Raw genomic sequence first — 19,281 nt, 5'->3', positions numbered from 1 at the left:
TAATGGCACTGCTTCCGGTCGCCGAGGCGCTCGAGCGCCTGCTTGAGGATGCTGCGCCCTTGCAGGCTGAAAGCGTCGCCCTGATGGACGCCGCCGACCGCGTGCTGGCGGCGCCGCTCCTGGCGCTCCGCACCCAGCCGCCGTTCAACGCGTCCGCCATGGACGGCTATGCCGTGCGGGCCGAGGATGTCGCGTCCGTGCCCGCAAGACTTTCGGTGATCGGCATGGCGCCGGCCGGACGCGGCTTTGCCGGAACAGTCGGCCCGGCGCAGGCCGTGCGCATCTTCACCGGCGCGCCGCTTCCTGCAGGCGCGGACACCATCGTCATCCAGGAGAATGTCCGCGACCTCGGCGGCGGCAGCATCGAAGTGACCGCGTCGACGGTTGAAGGCCGCAACATCCGCCGCCTCGGGCTCGATTTCTCGAAGGGCGACGTCCTGCTGGAGAAAGGCCGCCCGCTTGATCCGGCGGCATTGTCGCTGGCGGCGTCGGCCAACCACCCGCAGGTCAGCGTGGTGAAACGGCCGTTGGTCGCCATCATCGCCACCGGCGACGAATTGCTGCCGCCGGGCAGCGACCTTGGCCCCGACCAGATCATCTCGTCCAATGCCTATGGCGTCGCCGCCGCGGCCCGCTCGGTCGGCGCCAGCGCGCTCGATCTCGGCATCGCCCCCGACCGCAAGGAGGCGATCGCCACGCTGGTGAAACAAGCGGTCGACGCAGGCGCCGACGTCATCGTCACGCTGGGCGGCGCCTCGGTCGGCGACCATGACCTGGTCCATGACGTGCTGACCGGTGAAGGCATGACGCTCGATTTCTGGAAAATCGCCATGCGGCCCGGCAAGCCGCTGATGTTCGGGCGGCTGGGTGACATCCGCTGCATCGGCCTGCCTGGCAATCCGGTGGCGAGCCTGGTCTGCACGCAGCTCTTTCTGACGCCGCTGCTTGCGCGGCTCGGCGGCCGCGCCTTCCGGCAGGACATGCGTCAGGCGCGGCTCGGCGCCGCCATGCCGGCCAACGATCTCAGGCAGGACTATGTACGCGCCGTGGTGAGCGAAGAAGCCGGCACGCTGCTGGCGACCCCGTTCGGCATCCAGGATTCCTCGATGCTCAAAATGCTGGCCGACGCCAACGGGCTGATCGTGCGCGAGCCGTTCGCTCCCCCAGCCGCGACGGGCGCCGCGTGCAGCGTGCTGATGCTACGCTGAACAAAACGTCAACACATTCATTAAATTTTAAACGGTTGCGGAACACAACTGGAACAGATAGTGTTTGTTCTGGGTTTGTTTTTCTGATTCTGTTGGGGGTCGCGATGCTGACACGCAAACAACATGAACTGCTGATGTTCATCCACGAGCGGCTGAAGGAAAGCGGCATTCCGCCCTCGTTCGACGAGATGAAGGAAGCGCTCGACCTCGCCTCGAAGTCGGGGATCCATCGGCTGATCACTGCACTGGAGGAGCGCGGTTTCATTCGCCGCCTGCCCAACCGCGCCCGCGCGCTGGAGGTGCTGCGCCTGCCCGATTCGATCGCGCCCGGCCTCAATGCGGCGCGCAAATTCTCGCCAAGCGTCATTCAGGGCAGCCTTGGGCAGGGCAGCCTCGGACGACAGATCAAGCCGGCGCCTTCGCGCATGCCCGCGGCCGGCAATGACGACGACGTCGTTGCCACCATCTCCATACCGGTGATGGGCCGCATCGCTGCCGGTGTGCCGATCGATGCCATCCAGCACCAAACGCATTCGATCTCGGTACCACCGGACATGATCACCGGCGGCACGCACTACGCGCTGGAGGTCAAGGGTGATTCGATGATCGAGGCCGGCATTTTCGACGGCGACACGGTCATCATCCGCAACGCCGACACCGCCCAGCCTGGCGAGATCATCGTCGCCTTGGTCGACGACGAGGAAGCGACGCTGAAGCGGTTCCGCCGCAAAGGTGCCTCGATCGCACTGGAAGCCGCCAATCCGGCCTACGAGACGCGCATCTTCGGGCCGGACCGGGTCAAGGTGCAAGGCAAGCTCGTCGGACTGATCCGGCGTTACTGAACGGCAGGCTTTTTGGGTTTCTCGGCCCTGCGGTATGGCGGCAGGCCCCTCGCCTCGCGCGAAAATCTCCGCTGCTCATGCCAAGGCCTATAGGGCTGTCTGACGGCAAAACGGATTTCTGCGCGCGTCGTCGCAGATAGCGGATCGAAAAAGACGGCGGCACTGCCCATGCGAGCGAGCTGCCGTTTGGTGACGACGAGAACCAGCGGATTGCGGCAGGGATTATAATAGGCTGTGGCATCATCGATGACGATCAAATCCGCAAAGGCACAGGCTGGCCGTGCGGTTTTGCGGTCGTCGGCGAGCGCGATGATCGCGCCGGACTGGTGCCGGGCGAGGCACAGGCCGGCAGTGCAGTAGAAGGGCGCTCCCGGCGGCAGGTCGGCCGGGTCGACGATGTCGAACCGCACGTCTCCTTTTTCGAATGTCTCCGGCTCGACAATGGTCGCTGAAACCAGCGCATGTTTCCAGTTGTCGGTGATGAATTCGTTCGAGCGCACCCGGTTGACGGCAAGTTCGCCGCCGCCGATCGGCAGCGCCACCAGATGCGCATCTTCCGAAATCAGCACGTCGGGAGTGCGCGTCTCGGAAATCGTCAGCAGGCCGGCGAGCGCAAAGGGAAGTGCCGCAAGCCGCAACCATGTCGTTGCCATCGTGGCGATGACCAGGGCGGCCGTCACCAGCAGAACCGACTGCAACGAGATCAGCCCGACGGCATCGACCGGCGACCGCTCGGAGATCCATCCCGATATTGCAATCATGGCCGTCAGCCCCTTGCCCATCATGTATAGGAAAGGGCCGTCGAGGCCGAACGGCATTGCCAAGGCGCTAACGACGGCCAGGAACATGACGACCGTGACGATCGGCATGACGGCCAGATTGGCGAACAGGCTGAGCGGCGAGACGCGCTGGAAGTGCCAGATGGCGAAGAGTGCGGTGGCGCTGCCGGCAATGATGGAGGTCATTGCGATGGTACCTGTCCCAGCGGCAAGTTTTCGCGTGACGAAAGCGATCGTTGACCGTCGCTGTGGCGGCGCGGTGGCCTTGTCGGCACGATAGTCGGACCAGCCGGCATAGGCGCCCACGAGAGCAGCGGTCGCGGCGAAGGACATCTGGAAGCTTGGGCCGACCACCTCGTGCGGCGACACGACGATGACGGCGATGGCCGAAATCGCCAGATTGCGCATGGTGAGTGCCGCCCGGTCGAACAGCACGGCGACAAGCATTACCGCCAGCATGATAAAGCTGCGTTCAGCCGCGACCACGATACCGGAAAAAATCAGATAGGCAGCGATGGAAACGAGTGCGGCAGCAGCCGCATATTTTTTGACCGGCCGGCGCGACGAAAAATCGGGAACCAGCGCAAAGGCGCCGCGCAGCAATCCCATGATGGTGCCGGCGACAAGCGCCATGTGCAGGCCGGAAATCGAGATGATGTGGTAGATGCCGGTGCGCCGCATCGATTCGTTTATCTCTTCGGGAATGCCGGCACGCACGCCGACGATCAGCGCGGCGGCAATCTCCCCCTCGGCGCCACCGATGCTGTCCCTGATATGGTCGGCGATGGTTTCGCGCGCCTTTTCGATCGAGGAAGAAAGCCGCGCGGCGAACGGTGTATCTTCGGAAACGACGATCTTCGGATTGCCGAGGAAAAAGCCACTGGCACCGATACCGGCGAAATAGCTGTCAAAGGAGAAGTCATAACTGTCCGGCCTAACCGGGCCAGTCGGAGGCAGAAGCCTCACATAGCCGGTTGCCACCGAGCCTGAGGTCATCTCAGCGGGAATTTTGCGTGCCGAAACCCTGACACGTTCCGGCGCATAACGCAGTGTCGGCCGGGCGGTCGACATCACGTCGATGGTCAGCCTGATCCGGCCGTTCGCCATCTGATCGAGCCTAACGACACGGCCGGTGAGCTGGGTCTGGATTTCCGAACCGAGCATCTGCGTTCCCACGCGCCAGGTTTCAACCTTGGCGGCGAGTACACCGAGTGCACACAGCAACGCTGCCATGAAGCACAAATGCGTTTTGCGCCATGAGCGCGTCACCGCCGCACACAATGCCGTGAGGACCACGACGGCAATGGGTTGCGGAAAGTCCGGTTCGACGGCGAGCGAAAAATAGACGATCACCCCGCATGCCAGAAAAACCGGCACCAGCAGGAAGGCGACGCCGCGGTCTAGTTCCAAGCCGGCTGCCGAGGCCACGCCGTTGCGGATACCGGATGGTGAAAGATGGCTGAGCTGTCGACAGAAGCGAATGACAGGCCCGGGTGTTGGAGCCGGTGTAGGCGCGGCGCGGTCCGGCGAAAGAGGCTGAATGCCCGGGTGCGACGCAGGCAGCGAAACGGGTAGCGGCTCGGCGTGGGGAACGTCGGCAAACAGCGATCGTTCGCTGACGCTTGTGGTCGCGCCCTCGCTCTTGTCCGCGCCGCGGCCTGGTCCAGCCATCGGGTCTGCCCCTTGCGCCCTTGACCTCCTATGCTACATGAACGCGCGACGCGCGAAAGTCCGTGCAATCACATCCGTTTCCTGCGCTTGCCTGAGAGTTCCATGTCCGACAAGGTCGTCACCCGTTTTGCCCCCTCGCCCACCGGCTTCCTGCATATTGGCGGGGCGCGCACGGCGCTGTTCAACTGGCTGTATGCGAAACACACCGGCGGCACGATGCTGCTGCGCATCGAGGACACCGATCGTGAGCGTTCGACCGATGCGGCAACCGCCGCCATCCTCGACGGGCTCGCCTGGCTCGGCCTCACCTGGGACGGCGAGCCGGTATCGCAGTTCGAGCGCGCGCCGCGCCACCGCACGGTCGCCGAGGAGTTGGTGCGCATGGGCAAGGCCTATTACTGCTATGCGACGCCGGCTGAACTGGAAGCGATGCGCGAGAGCGCGCGGGCCAAGGGCTTGCCTCCCCGCTATGACGGCCGCTGGCGCGACCGCGACCCGTCGGAGGCGCCGGCCGGCGCCAAGGGCGCGATCCGCATCAAGGCACCGGCCGACGGCGAGACGGTGGTGCATGATCTCGTGCAGGGCGAAGTCCGCTTCCCCAACAAGGATCTCGACGATTTCATCATCCTGCGCTCGGACGGCAATCCGACCTATATGCATGCCGTCGTCGTCGACGACCACGACATGGGCATCACCCACATCATCCGCGGCGATGATCATCTGACCAATGCCGCCCGCCAGATGGTGATCTATCGAGCCATGGGCTGGGACGTGCCGTCGATGTCGCATATCCCGCTGATCCATGGCGCCGACGGCGCCAAGCTGTCGAAGCGGCACGGCGCCCTCGGCGTCGAAGCCTATCGTGCCATGGGGTACCTGCCTGAGGCACTGCTCAACTACCTGGCGCGGCTCGGCTGGAGCCACGGCGACGACGAGGTCATGTCGATCGCCGACATGATTGCCTGGTTCGACATCGGCGACGTCAACAAGGGGGCCGCCCGCTTCGACTTCGCCAAGCTCGAGGCGCTGAACGGCGTGCATATGCGCCGCATGAACGACGCCGAATTGCTCGATATCTTCATCAACACCTTGCCCTATCTCGAAGGCGGCCCGGCGATCGCAGCGCGCCTCGACGACACGCGCAAGGCACAGTTGCTCGCCGCGCTGCCAGGCTTAAAGGAGCGCGCCAAGACGTTGGTCGAACTGGCCGACGGTGCCGCCTTCCTGTTTGCCGAGCGGCCGCTGCCGATCGACGAGAAGGCGGCTGCATTGCTCGGCGGTGATGCGCGCGAGATCCTGCGGGGCGCCCACGCGGCGCTAGAGGCGATTACAGGCGATTGGGCGGCCGAAGCGGCGGAGGCTGCGATCCGGGAATATGCGGTGGCCGGCGGCCATAAGCTCGGCGCTGTGGCCCAACCTTTGCGCGCCGCGCTCACCGGCAAAAGCACCTCGCCCGGCGTGTTTGACGTGCTTGCCGTGCTTGGCCGTGAGGAAAGCCTGGCGCGCGTCGCGGATCAAATCGATTAGCAAAACTGGCCCAAGAAGATTGGCATTGAAAGGTGGGTTTCGCAGTGCAACATTAGGACTTTGGCCCAATTTGGCACGCAATTCCAATTGCGGGCGCAAACGCGCGAACTCCGATGCTTTCGACGTGTTGCGTTGCAGATATTTCGCCTTTGCCGGCATGAGAAAACCAAAAGGAGTTTGCAATGTCCGAAGCTGCGACAAAGATGGAATTTGGCGGCAAAACCCACGCGTCGACTGCTAAACTTGAATTCGGCGGCAAAACTCACGAGCTCAAGGTGCGAAGCGGCTCGGTCGGACCTGATGTCATCGACATCGGCTCGCTTTACAGCACCACCGGGGCGTTCACCTACGATCCCGGCTTCACGTCGACGGCAAGCTGCGAGTCGGAAATCACCTTTATCGATGGCGATGCCGGCATCCTTTTGCATCGCGGCTATCCGATCGACCAGTTGGCCGAGCACGGCGACTTCCTCGAAGTCTGCTATCTCTTGCTCTATGGCGAATTGCCGACCAAGGCGCAGAAGGACGATTTCGACTACCGGGTGACGCGCCACACCATGGTGCACGAGCAGATGTCGCGCTTCTTCACCGGCTTTCGCCGCGACGCGCATCCGATGGCGGTGATGTGCGGCGTGGTCGGCGCTCTGTCAGCCTTCTATCACGATTCCACCGACATCTCGGACCCGTATCAGCGCATGGTCGCATCGATGCGGCTGATCGCCAAAATGCCGACGATCGCGGCGATGGCCTACAAATACCACATCGGTCAGCCCTTCATTTACCCGAAGAACGAGCTGAATTTCGCGGCCAACTTCCTGCATATGTGCTTTGCCGTGCCGTGCGAGGAATACAAGATCAACCCGGTGCTGGCGCGTGCGATGGAGCGCATCTTCATCCTGCATGCCGATCACGAGCAGAACGCCTCGACCTCGACCGTCCGCCTCGCCGGTTCGTCAGGCGCCAACCCGTTTGCCTGCATCGCCGCCGGCATCGCCTGCCTGTGGGGACCCGCCCATGGCGGCGCCAACGAGGCGGCCTTGAACATGCTGGGCGAGATCGGCCATGTCGACCACATCCCGGAATTCATCGCCCGCGCCAAGGACAAGAACGATCCGTTCCGGTTGATGGGGTTTGGCCACCGCGTCTACAAGAACTACGATCCGCGCGCCAAGATCATGCAGAAGACCGCACATGAGGTGTTGGGCGAACTGGGCATCAAGGACGACCCGCTGCTCGACATCGCCATGGAACTGGAAAAGATCGCGCTGACCGACTCCTATTTCATCGAGAAGAAGCTTTATCCGAACGTCGATTTCTATTCCGGCATCACGCTGAAGGCGCTGGGCTTCCCCACCACTATGTTCACCGTGTTGTTCGCGGTCGCCCGTACCGTCGGCTGGATCGCGCAGTGGAAAGAGATGATCGAGGATCCGCACCAGAAGATCGGTCGCCCGCGCCAGCTCTATACAGGTGCGCCGGAACGCGACTACGTGCCGATTGCAAAGCGGTGAAGAGAAGAAGTGAGTAGGAGTAGTGAGTAGTGAGTAGTGAATAAGAATTCTAGACGCTGAGCGGTGCTTTGCAATCTACTCACTACTCACTACTCACTACTCACTACTCACTACTCCTACTCGCTCCCTTGATGCACCTCATCACCACCCCCGCAGCGATATCGCCGGAAGGTCCGTCGACAGCCATGCGTCTGGCCACCTCGGCAAAACCGTCCTTCTGCCATGCGCGATAGGGGGTGTCGGAAAAAAGCGCCTCCAACTGCCGCGCCAGATAGTGCGGCCGCACATATTCGTTGTAGCTTTCCGGCACGATCGGGCGATCGGCGATGAGATTGGGCAAGGCGGCGCTCCATACGGTGATCAGGCGCTGGGCCATCCGCATGACCGGATCGAGCCGGTAGCAGGAGATCATCGGCACCCCTGACAGCGCCAGTTCCAGCGACACCGTTCCCGATGAGATCAGCGCTGCATCGGCCTTGCCGAAGGCCTGCCATTTGCGTTCGGGATCAAGGATGATTTCCGGCTTCTCGTCCCAGCTTGCCACCGAAGCCCTGACCAGGTCGGCGACATGCGGCACCGTCGGCAACAGCAGGCGCAAGCGGTGTCCGCGTGCGCGCAGGATCGAAATCGTCTTGCCGAACGGGCCGACCAGCCGTCGCACCTCGCCGCGACGCGAGCCGGGCAGCACGAGCAGTGTCTTCACACGATCGTCGGACAGGTCGCGCGGCAGGCTTTGCGCCTTGGCAGCGCCGATCACGCCCGGATCGTGCGTGAGGCGATGGCCGACATAGGTGCCGGGCGGACCACCGAGGCGGGCGAGTTCCTTCACCTCGAAGGGCAAGATGCAGAGGATATGGTCGACATACGGTTTCATCGCCACCGCCCTGCCCGGCCGCCACGCCCAGACGCTCGGGCAGACATAGTGGACGATCGGGATTGCCGGATCGGCGGCACGCACCTTCTTAGCCACGCGCAGCGAAAAATCCGGGCTGTCGATGGTGATGAGACAGTCGGGCTTTTCACCGACGACCGCATTTGCCGTCTGGCTGATCCGCCGCATCAGGCGCGGCAGGTCGCGCAGGATGGCGCTCAGGCCCATCAGCGCGATCTCGCCGTTGTCGAAGAGCGGAGAAAGGCCGAGCGCCTGCAAATGGCGGCCGCCGATGCCGACGAGCCGGACCTCGCGGCCGGTCGCGCGTTTGAGCGCCTCTACGATGTCGGCGCCAAGCAGGTCGCCGGATTCCTCGCCGGCGACGATGGCGATCTTCAGCGGTTTCTCAGTCGCCATGCGCCAGTTCCGCAGCAGGCAGGCCGATCACGAACAGACCGAGCGCATTGGCACGGGCGACGACCGTAGGGCCTTCCAGAACCAGCGAGCGGCCGGCTTCGACGGCAATGCCGGCAAGTCCGGCGGCATGCGCCGCCTCGACCGTCTGCGGGCCGATGGAGGGCAGGTCGGCGCGCAACTCCTGGCCGGGCTTGGCGCATTTGACCAGGACGCCGCGCGTTCTGCCGGCCAGCCTGCCATGGCCGCGCAACTGCCTTGTTCGATCGAGCAATCCGTCAGTGCCCTCGACGCCTTCCAGCGCGATGGCGCGGCCGCCGATCGCAACAGCCGCCTGGCCGATATCCAGCGCGCCAATGGCCTTTGCCGCTGAATGCGCCGCTTCGATGTCGCGCCAGTCGGATTTCCGCGGCGCAGCCCTGGTCAGCGTCCCTTCGGCCGCGACCAGTTCCGGCACGATCTCATGGGCGCCGACAACCTTGATGCCGCTTCGCTCGACCCTTCGCACGAACAGTTTCAACACGGTGTCGTCGCCTTGGGTTACACCGACAAGAAGGCTGGGCACCCAGGCGAGCAGGCCGAGATTGAGGCGCATGGCGCTCAGCCTGGGGCGGCGTGTGATATGGCCCGCTGTCACCAAATGGGTAACATGATGATTCTTGAGCGTCGGCAGCAGTGAGCCTACATCCTCCAGTCTCAACGTCGCCTGCTCGTAGGCGTCGAAGTCGGCTATGCGGTCGACCTCGCCCGCCACTACTACCACGAAGGGAGACTTGCCTTGCACAGCAAGCGCCCTGGCGACTTCGACCGGTAAACTGCCGCCGCCGGCAATGATGCCGACCTTGGCGTCTGGCGCGAGATCAAGGCCGGTCCGGGTGGCCTCAATCTTCGTCATCTGCATCGTCGCCGTCGCCAGCCTTGAGCGACGGGACGGCATAGTGCCGCTTGCCGCGACTGGCGATGAAATCGATGATTTTCATGGCGGTCGGTGACGAGGCGAATTCCGCCTTGGCGAACTCGATGTTTTCGCCGACGGTTCGGGAGCGATCGAAGATCGCCCTGTAAGCCTTGCGCAGCGTGTGGATCTCGGAGCGCGGCAGGCCGGCGCGCTTCAGGCCGATGATGTTGAGGCCGCGAAGGCTGGCGCGATTGCCGACGGCGATGGCGTAGGGAATGACATCGCCGACGAATGCCGAGCAACCGCCGAGAAAGGCGTTGTCGCCGACGCGGACAAACTGATGAACGGCGCTGAGACCACCGATATAGACGTTGTCGCCGATCTCGCAATGGCCGCCCAACGTCGCCTGATTGGCGAAGGTGGCGTTCTTGCCGACAATGCAATCATGGGCGATGTGGGCGTAGGCAAGGAAGTTGCCGTTGTCACCGATCGTCGTCTCGCCGCGGCTGGAATCGGTGCCGAGGTGCATGGTCACGCCTTCGCGGATCGTGCAGTTCTCACCGACGACCAGCGTGGTGCGGCCGCCCTTGTGCTTGGTATTCTGCGGCGGCGCGCCCAGTGTCGCCATCGGATAGACCTTGGTCGACGCACCGATGGTGGTCGCGCCCATCACCGAGATGTGGCTGACCAGTTCGACGCGGTCGCCGAGCACCGCGTCGGCGCTGATGTGGCAGAATGGCCCGATGCGGACGCCTTCGCCGATTTTTGCGCCTGCCTCGATGACCGACGATGGATGGATGACTGTCTGGATTTTCATAAGCATTCGATCGTCAGTCGCTCGCGACCATCATCGCCGAGATCTCGGCTTCCGCGGCCTTGACGCCGTCGACGAGAGCCTCGCAGGCGAATTTGAGAAGGTTGCCGCGTTTCTTGATTTTCTTCACATGGATCTTCAACTGGTCGCCGGGAACGACCGGTTTACGGAATTTGGCGTTGTCGATGGTCAGGAAATAGACCAGCGACGGTTTTTGGGTGCCTAGGCTGCGGATGCAGATGGCGCCGGCCGTCTGCGCCATCGCCTCGACGATCAGCACGCCGGGCATGACCGGCTGATCCGGGAAATGACCCTGGAAATGCGGCTCGTTTATGGTCACGTTCTTGATGCCGATAGCCGACTCGTCGCCATCGATGTCGATGATGCGGTCAATCATCAGGAACGGATAACGATGCGGCAGGAGCTTCATCAGCCCCAATATGTCGACCGCCTCGAGCGTCGTCGCCGCCACCATCTCAGCTCTTCCCCCCGTCGCCCGATTTCCGCGCCCTGGCCAGTCTTCGCAGAGCCGCTATCTCCCGCATCGCCTCCGCCATCGGCTGCGCCGGGTAACCTCCCCAAATCTCGCCCGCGGGGACGTTGCTCATGAACCCGCTTCTTGCAGCAAGCTTGGCCCCTGTCCCTATGGTCAGATGATCGGCAAGACCGACACCGCCACCCATGGTGACGTTGTCGCCCACCGTTACGGAACCGGAAATACCCGAAAGGCCGGCGATTATGCAATTGCGGCCGATGCGGACGTTATGAGCGATCTGCACCAGATTGTCGATCTTGGTGCCTTGACCGATAATCGTGTCGGACATGGCACCACGATCGACCGTTGTGTTCGAGCCGATCTCGACGTCGTCCTGGATAACGACCCGGCCGATTTGCGGGACGCGCTCGGGGCCCTTGGCCCCGGCCACGAAGCCAAAACCGTCCTGGCCGATGCGGGCGCCGCCATGGATGATGACGCGGTTGCCGATCAGCGCGTACTGGATGCTGGCGCCTGGACCGACATAGCCATCGCGGCCGAACTGGCAGGCGGGACCGATAACGGCATGAGGAGCAATGACGGTCCCGCTGCCGATCGAAGCGCGGGGGCCGATGATCGCGCCGGCCTCGACGATCGCGCCGGCCTCGACATGCGCCGATGGATCGATATGGGCATGCGGCGAGATACCGGTTTCGCCGGTCATCGGCGCTGGTGTCGCAGCCGCCGGAAAAAGAAGGCGTCCGACCATCGCGAAAGCCTGTTGCGGGCGCGGATGGACCAGAACCGCAATGCCCGCCGGCGCTTTGCCGGCAAATTCGGCGGGACAGAGAACCGCCGCTGCTCGCAGCGATTGCATCAGCGCGAAGTTGCGTCTGCCATCGACGAAGACAAGAGCGTGCTCGCCGCCTTCGCTTGCCGGCGCCAAGGCTTCAATCGATATATCGGAGAGGTCGGAATCGACAAGCACCGAGCCGGTCAGATTCGCGACTTCGCCAGCCGTATACCGGCGTGATGGCGCGAAGAACACCGGATCGGTCATTCCAGAAGCTATATCCAGCTAGCGCATGACCCCGAAAATCGGAATCGATCTTCGGAAAAGATCATGCGCAAAATCAAAGTTCTACAGCCTCCTTTGCGCATCCAAGAAGGACGCGCGGCGCTGTAGTGTCGGATCACTTTCTTCCGGACCCCTACGGCCCGGAAGTATCGTTGCCCGCCGATCAGAAGCGGGACGATATGCCGAAGTTGAATTCCTGCACGTCGTCGGTGTCCTCCTTGAGGACCGGGATCGCATAGTCGATGCGGATCGGGCCAAAGGGCGACGCCCACATCATGCCGAGACCGACCGAGGCGCGCCACTCCATCCCGGTTGTCGATGGATCGACACCCGCCACATCGTTGCCATAAAGTGTCGCCGCATCAGCAAAGACCGCGCCGCGCAGGCCGAAGCTCTCCGGAATGACCGGCATCGGAAACTGGGCTTCCGCCGAGGCGTTGAAATAGGTGGTGCCACCGAGATGGTCGTCAAAGCCCTGGTCGTCGACAGGACCGATGCCGCCATAGGCGAAGCCGCGGATCATACGATCGCTGCTCTGGAAATGGTCGAAGATGCGCAGGTCGTCGTCGCTGCCGTAGCCCTGGATATGGCCGGCCCCGCCCGAAATCAAACCAACCAGATCAAGCTGCTCAGACAATGTCTGGTAAACGGTGCCACGCGCTGTCACCTTGACGAATTTGGCGTCGCCGCCGAGGCCGGCGAATTCCGTGGTGACATTGGCGAAGATGCCTTCATGCGGGCTCTTCATGTCGTCGATGGTGTTGTAGACCAGACCGAGACTGACCGACGATTTGAGCCACGGGCTTTCCTCAATGCCGTTTAGGATAGCCGTAGAGACGTCGCAGCCAGCCAGTGGATCGCAACCATCGTCGAGCTTGTACTTCTCCTGCGAGATATTATACGCCAGCTGCGTCGAGATGTCGTCGGTGATCGGCAGGCCGAAGCGCACTGTCGCGCCTATCGTCTCGCTCTTATAGTCGTCGTATTCCCTGGTCCGGTTGAAGATATCGAAACCGGCAGCGATGCGCCGCCCGAGGAAATAGGGCTCGGTGAAGGAGAAGCTGTAGTCACGTGAATTCTTGCCGCCGCCCGCCGATAGCTTGATGAACTGGCCGCGTCCGAGGAAGTTGCGCTCGGTGATCGATCCTTCGATGGATGGGCCGTCGGTGTCGCCGCCTGTCGAATAGCCGGCGCCGACAGAGAACTCGCCGGTCGATTTCTCGACCACGTCGACTACGAGCACCACCTGGTCCGGCTCAGAGCCGGGCACGGTCGAAACCTCGACTTTCTCAAAATAATCGAGCGCTTCCAGCCGCTTCTTCGCGCGCTGAATGAGAACCTGGTTGAAGGCATCGCCCTCACTCACGTCGAATTCACGGCGAATGACATAGTCGCGTGTCCGGTCGTTGCCGCGAATCTCGATACGTTCGACATAGGCCTTCGTGCCCTGGTCGATCGTATAGACCACCGAAATGGTGCGGTTCTCGAAATTGCGGTCGCCGCGCGGCGTCACCTGGGCGAAGGGATAGCCGGAACCGGCGACCCTCTCGGTCAATGCGATGATGGTGTCTTCGACATCCTCGGCGTTGTAGACCTCGCCCTTGCGGGTCTCGACCACCGACTGCAGCGATGCAGCGTCGACCTCGGGAATCGTGCTCTCGACGCTGACGTCGCCGAAGGTGTAGCGATCGCCCTCCTGCACGGTGATGGTCACCGTATATTTGTTGGTGGTCTCGTCGAGTTCGCCGACCGCGGAAATCACCTGGAAGTCGGCATAGCCGTGGTTGTAATAGAAACGGCGCAGCAGCTCCTCGTCAGCGCGCAGCTTGTCTTCATCATAGACATCGTCGCGCAGCACGAACGAAAGGATGGACGAGCGCTTGGTGGAGATGACGTCGGACAGGCGACGGCTCGAGTAGGCGCTGTTGCCGACGAAATTGATCGCGGCAATCTGCGTGCGGCCGCCTTCGTTGATGTTGAAGACCACGTTCACGCGGTTGTCGCCGAGATCCATAATCTGGGTGGTCACGGCGGCGTCGTCGCGGCCGATACGCCTGTAGGCGGCCTTGACCGCCTCGACATCGGCATCGAGCGCCTGCTGCGAGAACGTTCCACGCGGCTTCAACTGGACCGCGGCCGCAAGGGCGTTGTCCTTGAGCTTCTTGTTGCCCTGGAACAGCACCTGGTTCACGACCTGATATTCGGAAACCTTGATAATCAGCGACGAACCGACCTGGTTGATCTGGACGTCCGAGAACAACCCGGTGCCGAACAGCGCCTTGACCGCATCGTCGATATCGGAGCTAGAAAAGGCCTTGCCGGGCTTGATCGTGACGTAGTTGCGGATCGTGTCGGCGTCGACCCGCTGATTGCCGCTGACTTCAACTCTTGAAACAACAGCGGCCTCGGCCGCCGATGTGGCAACGAACTGCACTGCGAGCGCGCCTGGTACGACCAGGGCGGCGGACAGGGCCACCGCGGACGCGGCGCTCAGAAACTTGGATGCTGCCTTCATCGGGCTTTTGTACCTTTTCTCGAAGTCCCCACGGCGAGAAAACCGGACGTGCGGTAATTTCCCGTACCGTATTAACCGGATTTTCCCTACACGCAAGGCTCCTGGTTAATTTGTATTTACTTAACCCTGTTGCGTGGCTTTCGCGTCACGCATATCCCCATGCATGGTAAACGGCGTCTCAACATTGACTGTGCCGAAGCCAAATTTCTTCATGATTTCAGCATCCAAACAGGTCGTTCCAGAAAACGAACCCCATGAAGCCCAAGACGAGAAGCAGGCCGGCCCTGTAACCCATCTCCATCATCCGTTCCGACACCGGTCGCCGAATGACGGCCTCCACGCCGTAGAACAGGAGATGGCCGCCGTCGAGGGGAGGAACCGGCAAAAGGTTGAGAATACCGATCCCGACCGACAACAGCGCAACAAGTTGCACAAGCCAGTCGAAGCCCAGTTTTGCCGCCTGCCCCGACATCTTTGCGATCTTGATTGGGCCGCCCAGCTGGCATTTATCCTCGCGACCGACGACGAAACGCTGCAGGAACTGGCCGGTACCCTGGATGATGTGGCCGGTTTCCTCGACCGCGGCAGCCAGTGCGCCAGCCGGGCTGTAGGTGATCAGGCGGGGCTGGCCGAACTCCTGGTTGTTGACGACGCCGATCACGGCCACCTTGACCTTGTTGCCCAGCGCGTCTTCCTGTTCCATCAATCGCGGCGTCGCCGTAACGGTGATCTCCTTGCCGCCGCGCAGCATGACGAAGGTGATGGCGTCGCCGCCGCGGCCCGAGACCCGGCGCTGGACGTCGGCGAAGGTCTGGACCTTGCTGCCGTCGACGCTGACGAATCGGTCCCCGGGCAGGATGCCGGCCTGCGCCGCTGGGCTGTCGGCGGTGACTTCAGCCACCATCGGCTCCATCACGGGGCGGCCATAGGCGGTAAAGAGCACCGCGAAGACGGCGATCGTCAGCAGGAAATTGAACAGCGGGCCGGCAACCACAGTCGCCGCGCGCTTCCAGACCGGCTGCGTGTGAAACGCAACCTTGCGCTCGGCATCGGTCAGCAATTCGATCTCCTCCGAGCTGGGCTGGCTCGAGGTGGCGTTCATGTCGCCGACGAATTTGACGTAGCCGCCGAGTGGAATGGCGCAGAGTTTCCAGCGCGTGCCATGGCTGTCATTAAAGCCGAAGAGTTCCGGGCCGAAGCCAATCGAAAAGACCTTTACGCCGATGCCGCACCAGCGGCCGACGAGATAATGCCCCATCTCGTGGACGAACACGACTACGGTCAGCACGAACAGGAACGGCACCAGCGTGCCAAGGACAAAGCCTTCCGTGCCGAAAACCGCGTGAAGAATCTCGTTCAACTCATGTCCTCAAAATTCGTCCGCAGCACGGTCGTACCGCGACTGTGGCATCAATCCAGGCGAATCCATGGCGCATCCTGCGCAGGTCAAGATACCAGGCCAGGAAACAATGCCGATCAAGCTGGAAACAGCCCCTGTGCCGGATGGTCGGCGGTCGCCGAAATCCAGCCGATGACGTACAGGGCGAATGCCGCCGCGACAAGCCCGTCGACCCGGTCCATGACGCCGCCATGGCCCGGTATCAGCGTGCCCGAATCCTTGCGGTTGTGGCGGCGCTTCACCCATGATTCGAAAAGGTCGCCAGCCTGGGAGACCAGCGAAAGCACGAGTGCAACGACGCCGAGCACTGCAAGATTGCCGGCTCCGGCCGCAGCGGCCAAAAGCAGCCCGGCAACCACGCCGCCGACAGCGCCGCCGAGCGCCCCGCTCTGGGTCTTGCCGGGCGAGATCGATGGCGCCAGCTTCGGACCGCCGACAGCGCGGCCGACGAAATAGGCTGATATGTCCGTCGCCCAAACCACCGCGAACAGGAACAGAATGGCGACGAGGCCGGGATGGTCGCCGTCGCGCAAAAGGGCAAGTGACAGGCCGGAAATGCCGGCATAGGCAAGGCCGGACGCGTCCCACTGTCCCGTTTGATGCATCGAAGTCTGGCCCGTCGAAGTCTGGCGCATCGAACCCACGACCGCGGTGACAACGACCATCACTGCCACAAGTAGCAGCAGCCATGACGCCGGCAGGCCGGCGACCAAACCGCCGACGAAAACCAGAAGCAGCGCCTCCGGCAGAAAACCAAGACCCGTGGCGGCGACCGGGCGGCACATTTGCGTCCACTCGTAGAAGATCAGGATCGTCATGGCGGAGCAAAGCAACCGGAAGGGCAGTCCGCCAAGCCAGGTCAGGCCGAGTGTGACGACCGCAAGCACGACGGCAGAAATGACGCGAAGCTGGAGGTTGCTCATCCCTTGGCCGTCACGGCGACGTCTTGAGCGCCAAGCCCGCCGAAACGGCGCTCGCGACTGGCAAAGTCGCGCAATGCGTCGGCCAGATGCTCGCGGCTGAAATCGGGCCAGTAGCAAGGCAGGAAGACAAGCTCGCTATAGGCCGCTTGCCACAGAAGGAAATTCGACAGCCTGAGCTCGCCGCTGGTGCGGATGACCAGTTCCGGATCTGGAATACCCTGGGTGTCGAGAGAGCCGGCAAAGGATTCGGCCGTGATCGCCTCGCTGTCGAGCTCGCCGCGCGCCACCGCCGAGGCAAGCTTGCGCGCCGTGCGCACGATCTCGTCGCGTCCGCCATAGTTGAAAGCGATGACCAAGGTCAGCGCGTCGTTGCGGGCGGTGAGCGTTTCGGCCTCTTCAAGCAGGGTCCTGATATCAGGTTGCAGCCCTGCCCGGTCGCCGATGATCCTGACCCGCACGCCGTTTTGGTGAAGCTCGGCGAGATCGCGGCGGATGAAGATTTTCAAGAGGCCCATCAGGTCGCTGACTTCGGACTTCGGCCGCGACCAGTTTTCCGACGAGAAGGCGTAGACGGTCAGGAAGGAGATGCCGAGGCCAGGAGCGGCGCGCACCGTGTTGCGCAGCGCCTCGACGCCGGCGCGATGGCCGGCAAGCCGTGGCAGGCCGCGCGCCTTGGCCCAGCGTCCGTTTCCGTCCATGATGATCGCGACATGCGCGGGGCTTGTCATAGTCTCGCTTTCGGGTCGGTCACCTACCCTTAAACCTGCATGATTTCTGCTTCCTTATCGGAAAGCAGATGGTCGATGGTGCCGATCATCTCGTCTGTGAGCTTTTGGACCTGGTCGGACCGCTTGCGATGATCGTCCTCGCTGATATCGCCGTCCTTTTCCGCCTTTTTGAGAAACTCCATGCCGTCCCGGCGCACGTGGCGCACGGCGATGCGCGCATTCTCGGCATAGCCATGCGAGATCTTAACCAGCTCCTTGCGGCGCTGTTCGTTAAGTTCGGGCAGCGGAATTCTGAGATTGGTGCCGTCGACGATCGGATTGAAGCCGAGATTGGATTCACGGATGGCGCGATCGACCGCGCCAACCATCGACTTGTCCCAGACCGAAACCGAAATCATGCGCGGCTCCGGCACCGACACGTTTGCCACCTGGTTGATCGGCATAGTGGTGCCATAGGCCTGCACCTGGATCGCGTCGAGCAGGTTGCTCGAAGCGCGGCCGGTCCGCAGCGAAGCCAGATCGTGCTTGAACGCAGCGATCGCCCCGTCCATGCGCCGTTTGAGATCATCGTATTCGCCACTCATCATCGTCTCCTCGACCCGTTAGCCCGGGTTCACTGTTCAGGGTAACCCCGTATTCAAGCCTCAATCCGAAAACCGGTTCCCGCTTTTCGCCTACGGGAAACCTTCGGTTCGGGATCGGGCTCCCGATCAGTCGTCTGTGACGACCGTGCAACGGCCGCCGCCCCTCAGAATATCACCGAAACCACCCTTCTCGTGGATCGAATAGACGATTATCGGAATGTTGTTTTCCCGCGCAAGTGCAATCGCGGCCGTATCCATGATCGAAAGACCACGTTTTATGACTTCGCCATGGCTGATGCGCTCGATGCGTGTCGCATTCGGGTCCTTCTTGGGATCGGCAGAATAGACGCCGTCGACCTGAGTGCCCTTGAACAGCGCGTCGGCGCCGATTTCCGCCGCGCGCAGCGCCGCGGCCGAATCGGTGGTGAAGAACGGATTGCCGGTGCCGCCGGCGAAGATGACGACCTTGCCCTGGTTCATGTAGGCGGTCGCCTGGCGCTGCGAAAAGCTCTCGCAAAGTTCGGGCATGGCGATTGCCGACAGCACCACCGCGTCGACGCCGATCTTGTTCAGCGAAGTGCGCAGCGCCAGCGAGTTGATGACGGTGGCGAGCATGCCCATGTGGTCGCCGGTGACCCGGTCACCTCCCTTGGAAGCAACCGCCACGCCACGAAAGATGTTGCCGCCGCCGATGACGACGCCGACTTCGATGCCCAGGGCGCGGGCCTCGGCGATGTCGGCAGCGATGCGATCGACTACCGACACGTCGATGCCGAAATGCTGCTCGCCCATCAACGCTTCGCCCGACGCTTTCAGCAAGACACGTCGGTAGAGGGGCTTCACCGTCATCTGGTCCTCATTATCGTGCGTGCGACGCGCCTCGGGCTGCCGCCGCGCAGGCGCTGCCCCGAAACATTGGGGTTCCGATACACGAAGGGGGGCCCCCGGTGGCCCCGCGCCCCCCCCCCCGAAAAAAAATAAAATAGGTTTTTTTAAAACCCCCAAAAAAAAATTTAACACAGGAAAACGGGAGATGAGAAAAAC

General features: G+C 62.6%; 15 protein-coding genes and 1 pseudogene. 4 read left to right on the top strand and 12 right to left on the bottom strand.

The genetic code is table 11. The features are described 5' to 3' along the window. Positions 1–2: 2 nt before the first annotated feature. A complete protein-coding gene (locus AC0L3N_RS25365; RefSeq protein ID WP_473550156.1) occupies positions 3–1,208 on the top strand; it encodes a molybdopterin molybdotransferase MoeA in 1,206 nt (401 codons plus the stop codon). 104 nt (positions 1,209–1,312) lie between these two features. Continuing rightward, positions 1,313–2,050 (top strand): transcriptional repressor LexA, encoded by a 738-nt coding sequence (gene lexA, locus AC0L3N_RS25360; protein WP_095492879.1) that lies wholly within the window; start codon positions 1,313–1,315, stop codon positions 2,048–2,050. Here the strand turns inward: lexA and AC0L3N_RS25355 are convergent. After that, entirely contained in the window at positions 2,044–4,500 is a 2,457-nt protein-coding gene (locus tag AC0L3N_RS25355) for a ComEC/Rec2 family competence protein (RefSeq protein WP_473550154.1), read from the bottom strand. The two genes, lexA and AC0L3N_RS25355, sit on opposite strands and share 7 nt — an antisense overlap. A 102-nt stretch (positions 4,501–4,602) precedes the next feature. On the opposite strand from AC0L3N_RS25355, the gene gltX reads away from it, so the two are divergent. Then, positions 4,603–6,027, top strand: coding sequence for a glutamate--tRNA ligase (gene gltX / locus AC0L3N_RS25350; protein WP_473550153.1), 1,425 nt, complete (start codon positions 4,603–4,605; stop codon positions 6,025–6,027). A gap of 182 nt (positions 6,028–6,209) precedes the next feature. Further along, on the top strand, positions 6,210–7,538 hold the full coding sequence (gene gltA / locus AC0L3N_RS25345) for a citrate synthase (protein WP_065009590.1): 1,329 nt from the start codon (positions 6,210–6,212) through the stop codon (positions 7,536–7,538). Between the two features lie 103 nt (positions 7,539–7,641). On the opposite strand, the gene lpxB is transcribed toward gltA, so the two are convergent. From lpxB to pyrH, 11 genes and pseudogenes are all read right to left on the bottom strand, one after another. Further along, entirely contained in the window at positions 7,642–8,826 is a 1,185-nt protein-coding gene (gene lpxB / locus AC0L3N_RS25340; protein WP_473550151.1) for a lipid-A-disaccharide synthase, read from the bottom strand. Then, entirely contained in the window at positions 8,816–9,718 is a 903-nt protein-coding gene (locus AC0L3N_RS25335) for an LpxI family protein (RefSeq protein ID WP_473550150.1), read from the bottom strand. Before AC0L3N_RS25335 ends, lpxB begins: the two co-directional genes overlap by 11 nt. Beyond that, on the bottom strand, positions 9,705–10,538 hold the full coding sequence (lpxA, locus tag AC0L3N_RS25330; RefSeq protein WP_473550148.1) for an acyl-ACP--UDP-N-acetylglucosamine O-acyltransferase: 834 nt from the start codon (positions 10,536–10,538) through the stop codon (positions 9,705–9,707). Before lpxA ends, AC0L3N_RS25335 begins: the two co-directional genes overlap by 14 nt. Positions 10,539–10,551: 13 nt before the next feature. Then, positions 10,552–11,010: a 3-hydroxyacyl-ACP dehydratase FabZ gene (gene fabZ / locus AC0L3N_RS25325; RefSeq protein WP_473550147.1), complete on the bottom strand. Its 459-nt coding sequence runs from the start codon at positions 11,008–11,010 to the stop codon at positions 10,552–10,554. A gap of 1 nt (position 11,011) precedes the next feature. Beyond that, positions 11,012–12,070 carry a UDP-3-O-(3-hydroxymyristoyl)glucosamine N-acyltransferase gene (lpxD, locus tag AC0L3N_RS25320; protein WP_473550146.1) on the bottom strand — a complete coding sequence of 353 codons (1,059 nt, stop codon included), beginning with the start codon at positions 12,068–12,070 and terminating at the stop codon, positions 11,012–11,014. Between the two features lie 181 nt (positions 12,071–12,251). Then, positions 12,252–14,603, bottom strand: coding sequence for an outer membrane protein assembly factor BamA (bamA, locus tag AC0L3N_RS25315; RefSeq protein ID WP_473550145.1), 2,352 nt, complete (start codon positions 14,601–14,603; stop codon positions 12,252–12,254). 217 nt (positions 14,604–14,820) lie between these two features. Further along, positions 14,821–15,963: an RIP metalloprotease RseP gene (gene rseP, locus AC0L3N_RS25310; protein ID WP_473550144.1), complete on the bottom strand. Its 1,143-nt coding sequence runs from the start codon at positions 15,961–15,963 to the stop codon at positions 14,821–14,823. Between the two features lie 116 nt (positions 15,964–16,079). Next, positions 16,080–16,925, bottom strand: coding sequence for a phosphatidate cytidylyltransferase (locus tag AC0L3N_RS25305; RefSeq protein ID WP_473550143.1), 846 nt, complete (start codon positions 16,923–16,925; stop codon positions 16,080–16,082). Continuing rightward, a pseudogene (locus tag AC0L3N_RS25300) lies at positions 16,922–17,665 on the bottom strand (isoprenyl transferase); the annotation flags it as partial. The gene AC0L3N_RS25305 and the pseudogene AC0L3N_RS25300, both read right to left, overlap by 4 nt. 17 nt (positions 17,666–17,682) lie before the next feature. Beyond that, positions 17,683–18,237, bottom strand: coding sequence for a ribosome recycling factor (gene frr / locus AC0L3N_RS25295; RefSeq protein ID WP_077384157.1), 555 nt, complete (start codon positions 18,235–18,237; stop codon positions 17,683–17,685). A gap of 126 nt (positions 18,238–18,363) precedes the next feature. After that, positions 18,364–19,086, bottom strand: a complete 723-nt coding sequence (gene pyrH, locus AC0L3N_RS25290; RefSeq protein WP_473550242.1) for a UMP kinase — start codon at positions 19,084–19,086, stop codon at positions 18,364–18,366. Positions 19,087–19,281 lie beyond the last annotated feature (195 nt).

This window comes from Mesorhizobium sp. WSM4807 (assembly GCF_055811615.1).
This window is presented reverse-complemented; position numbering and strand designations above follow the sequence as displayed.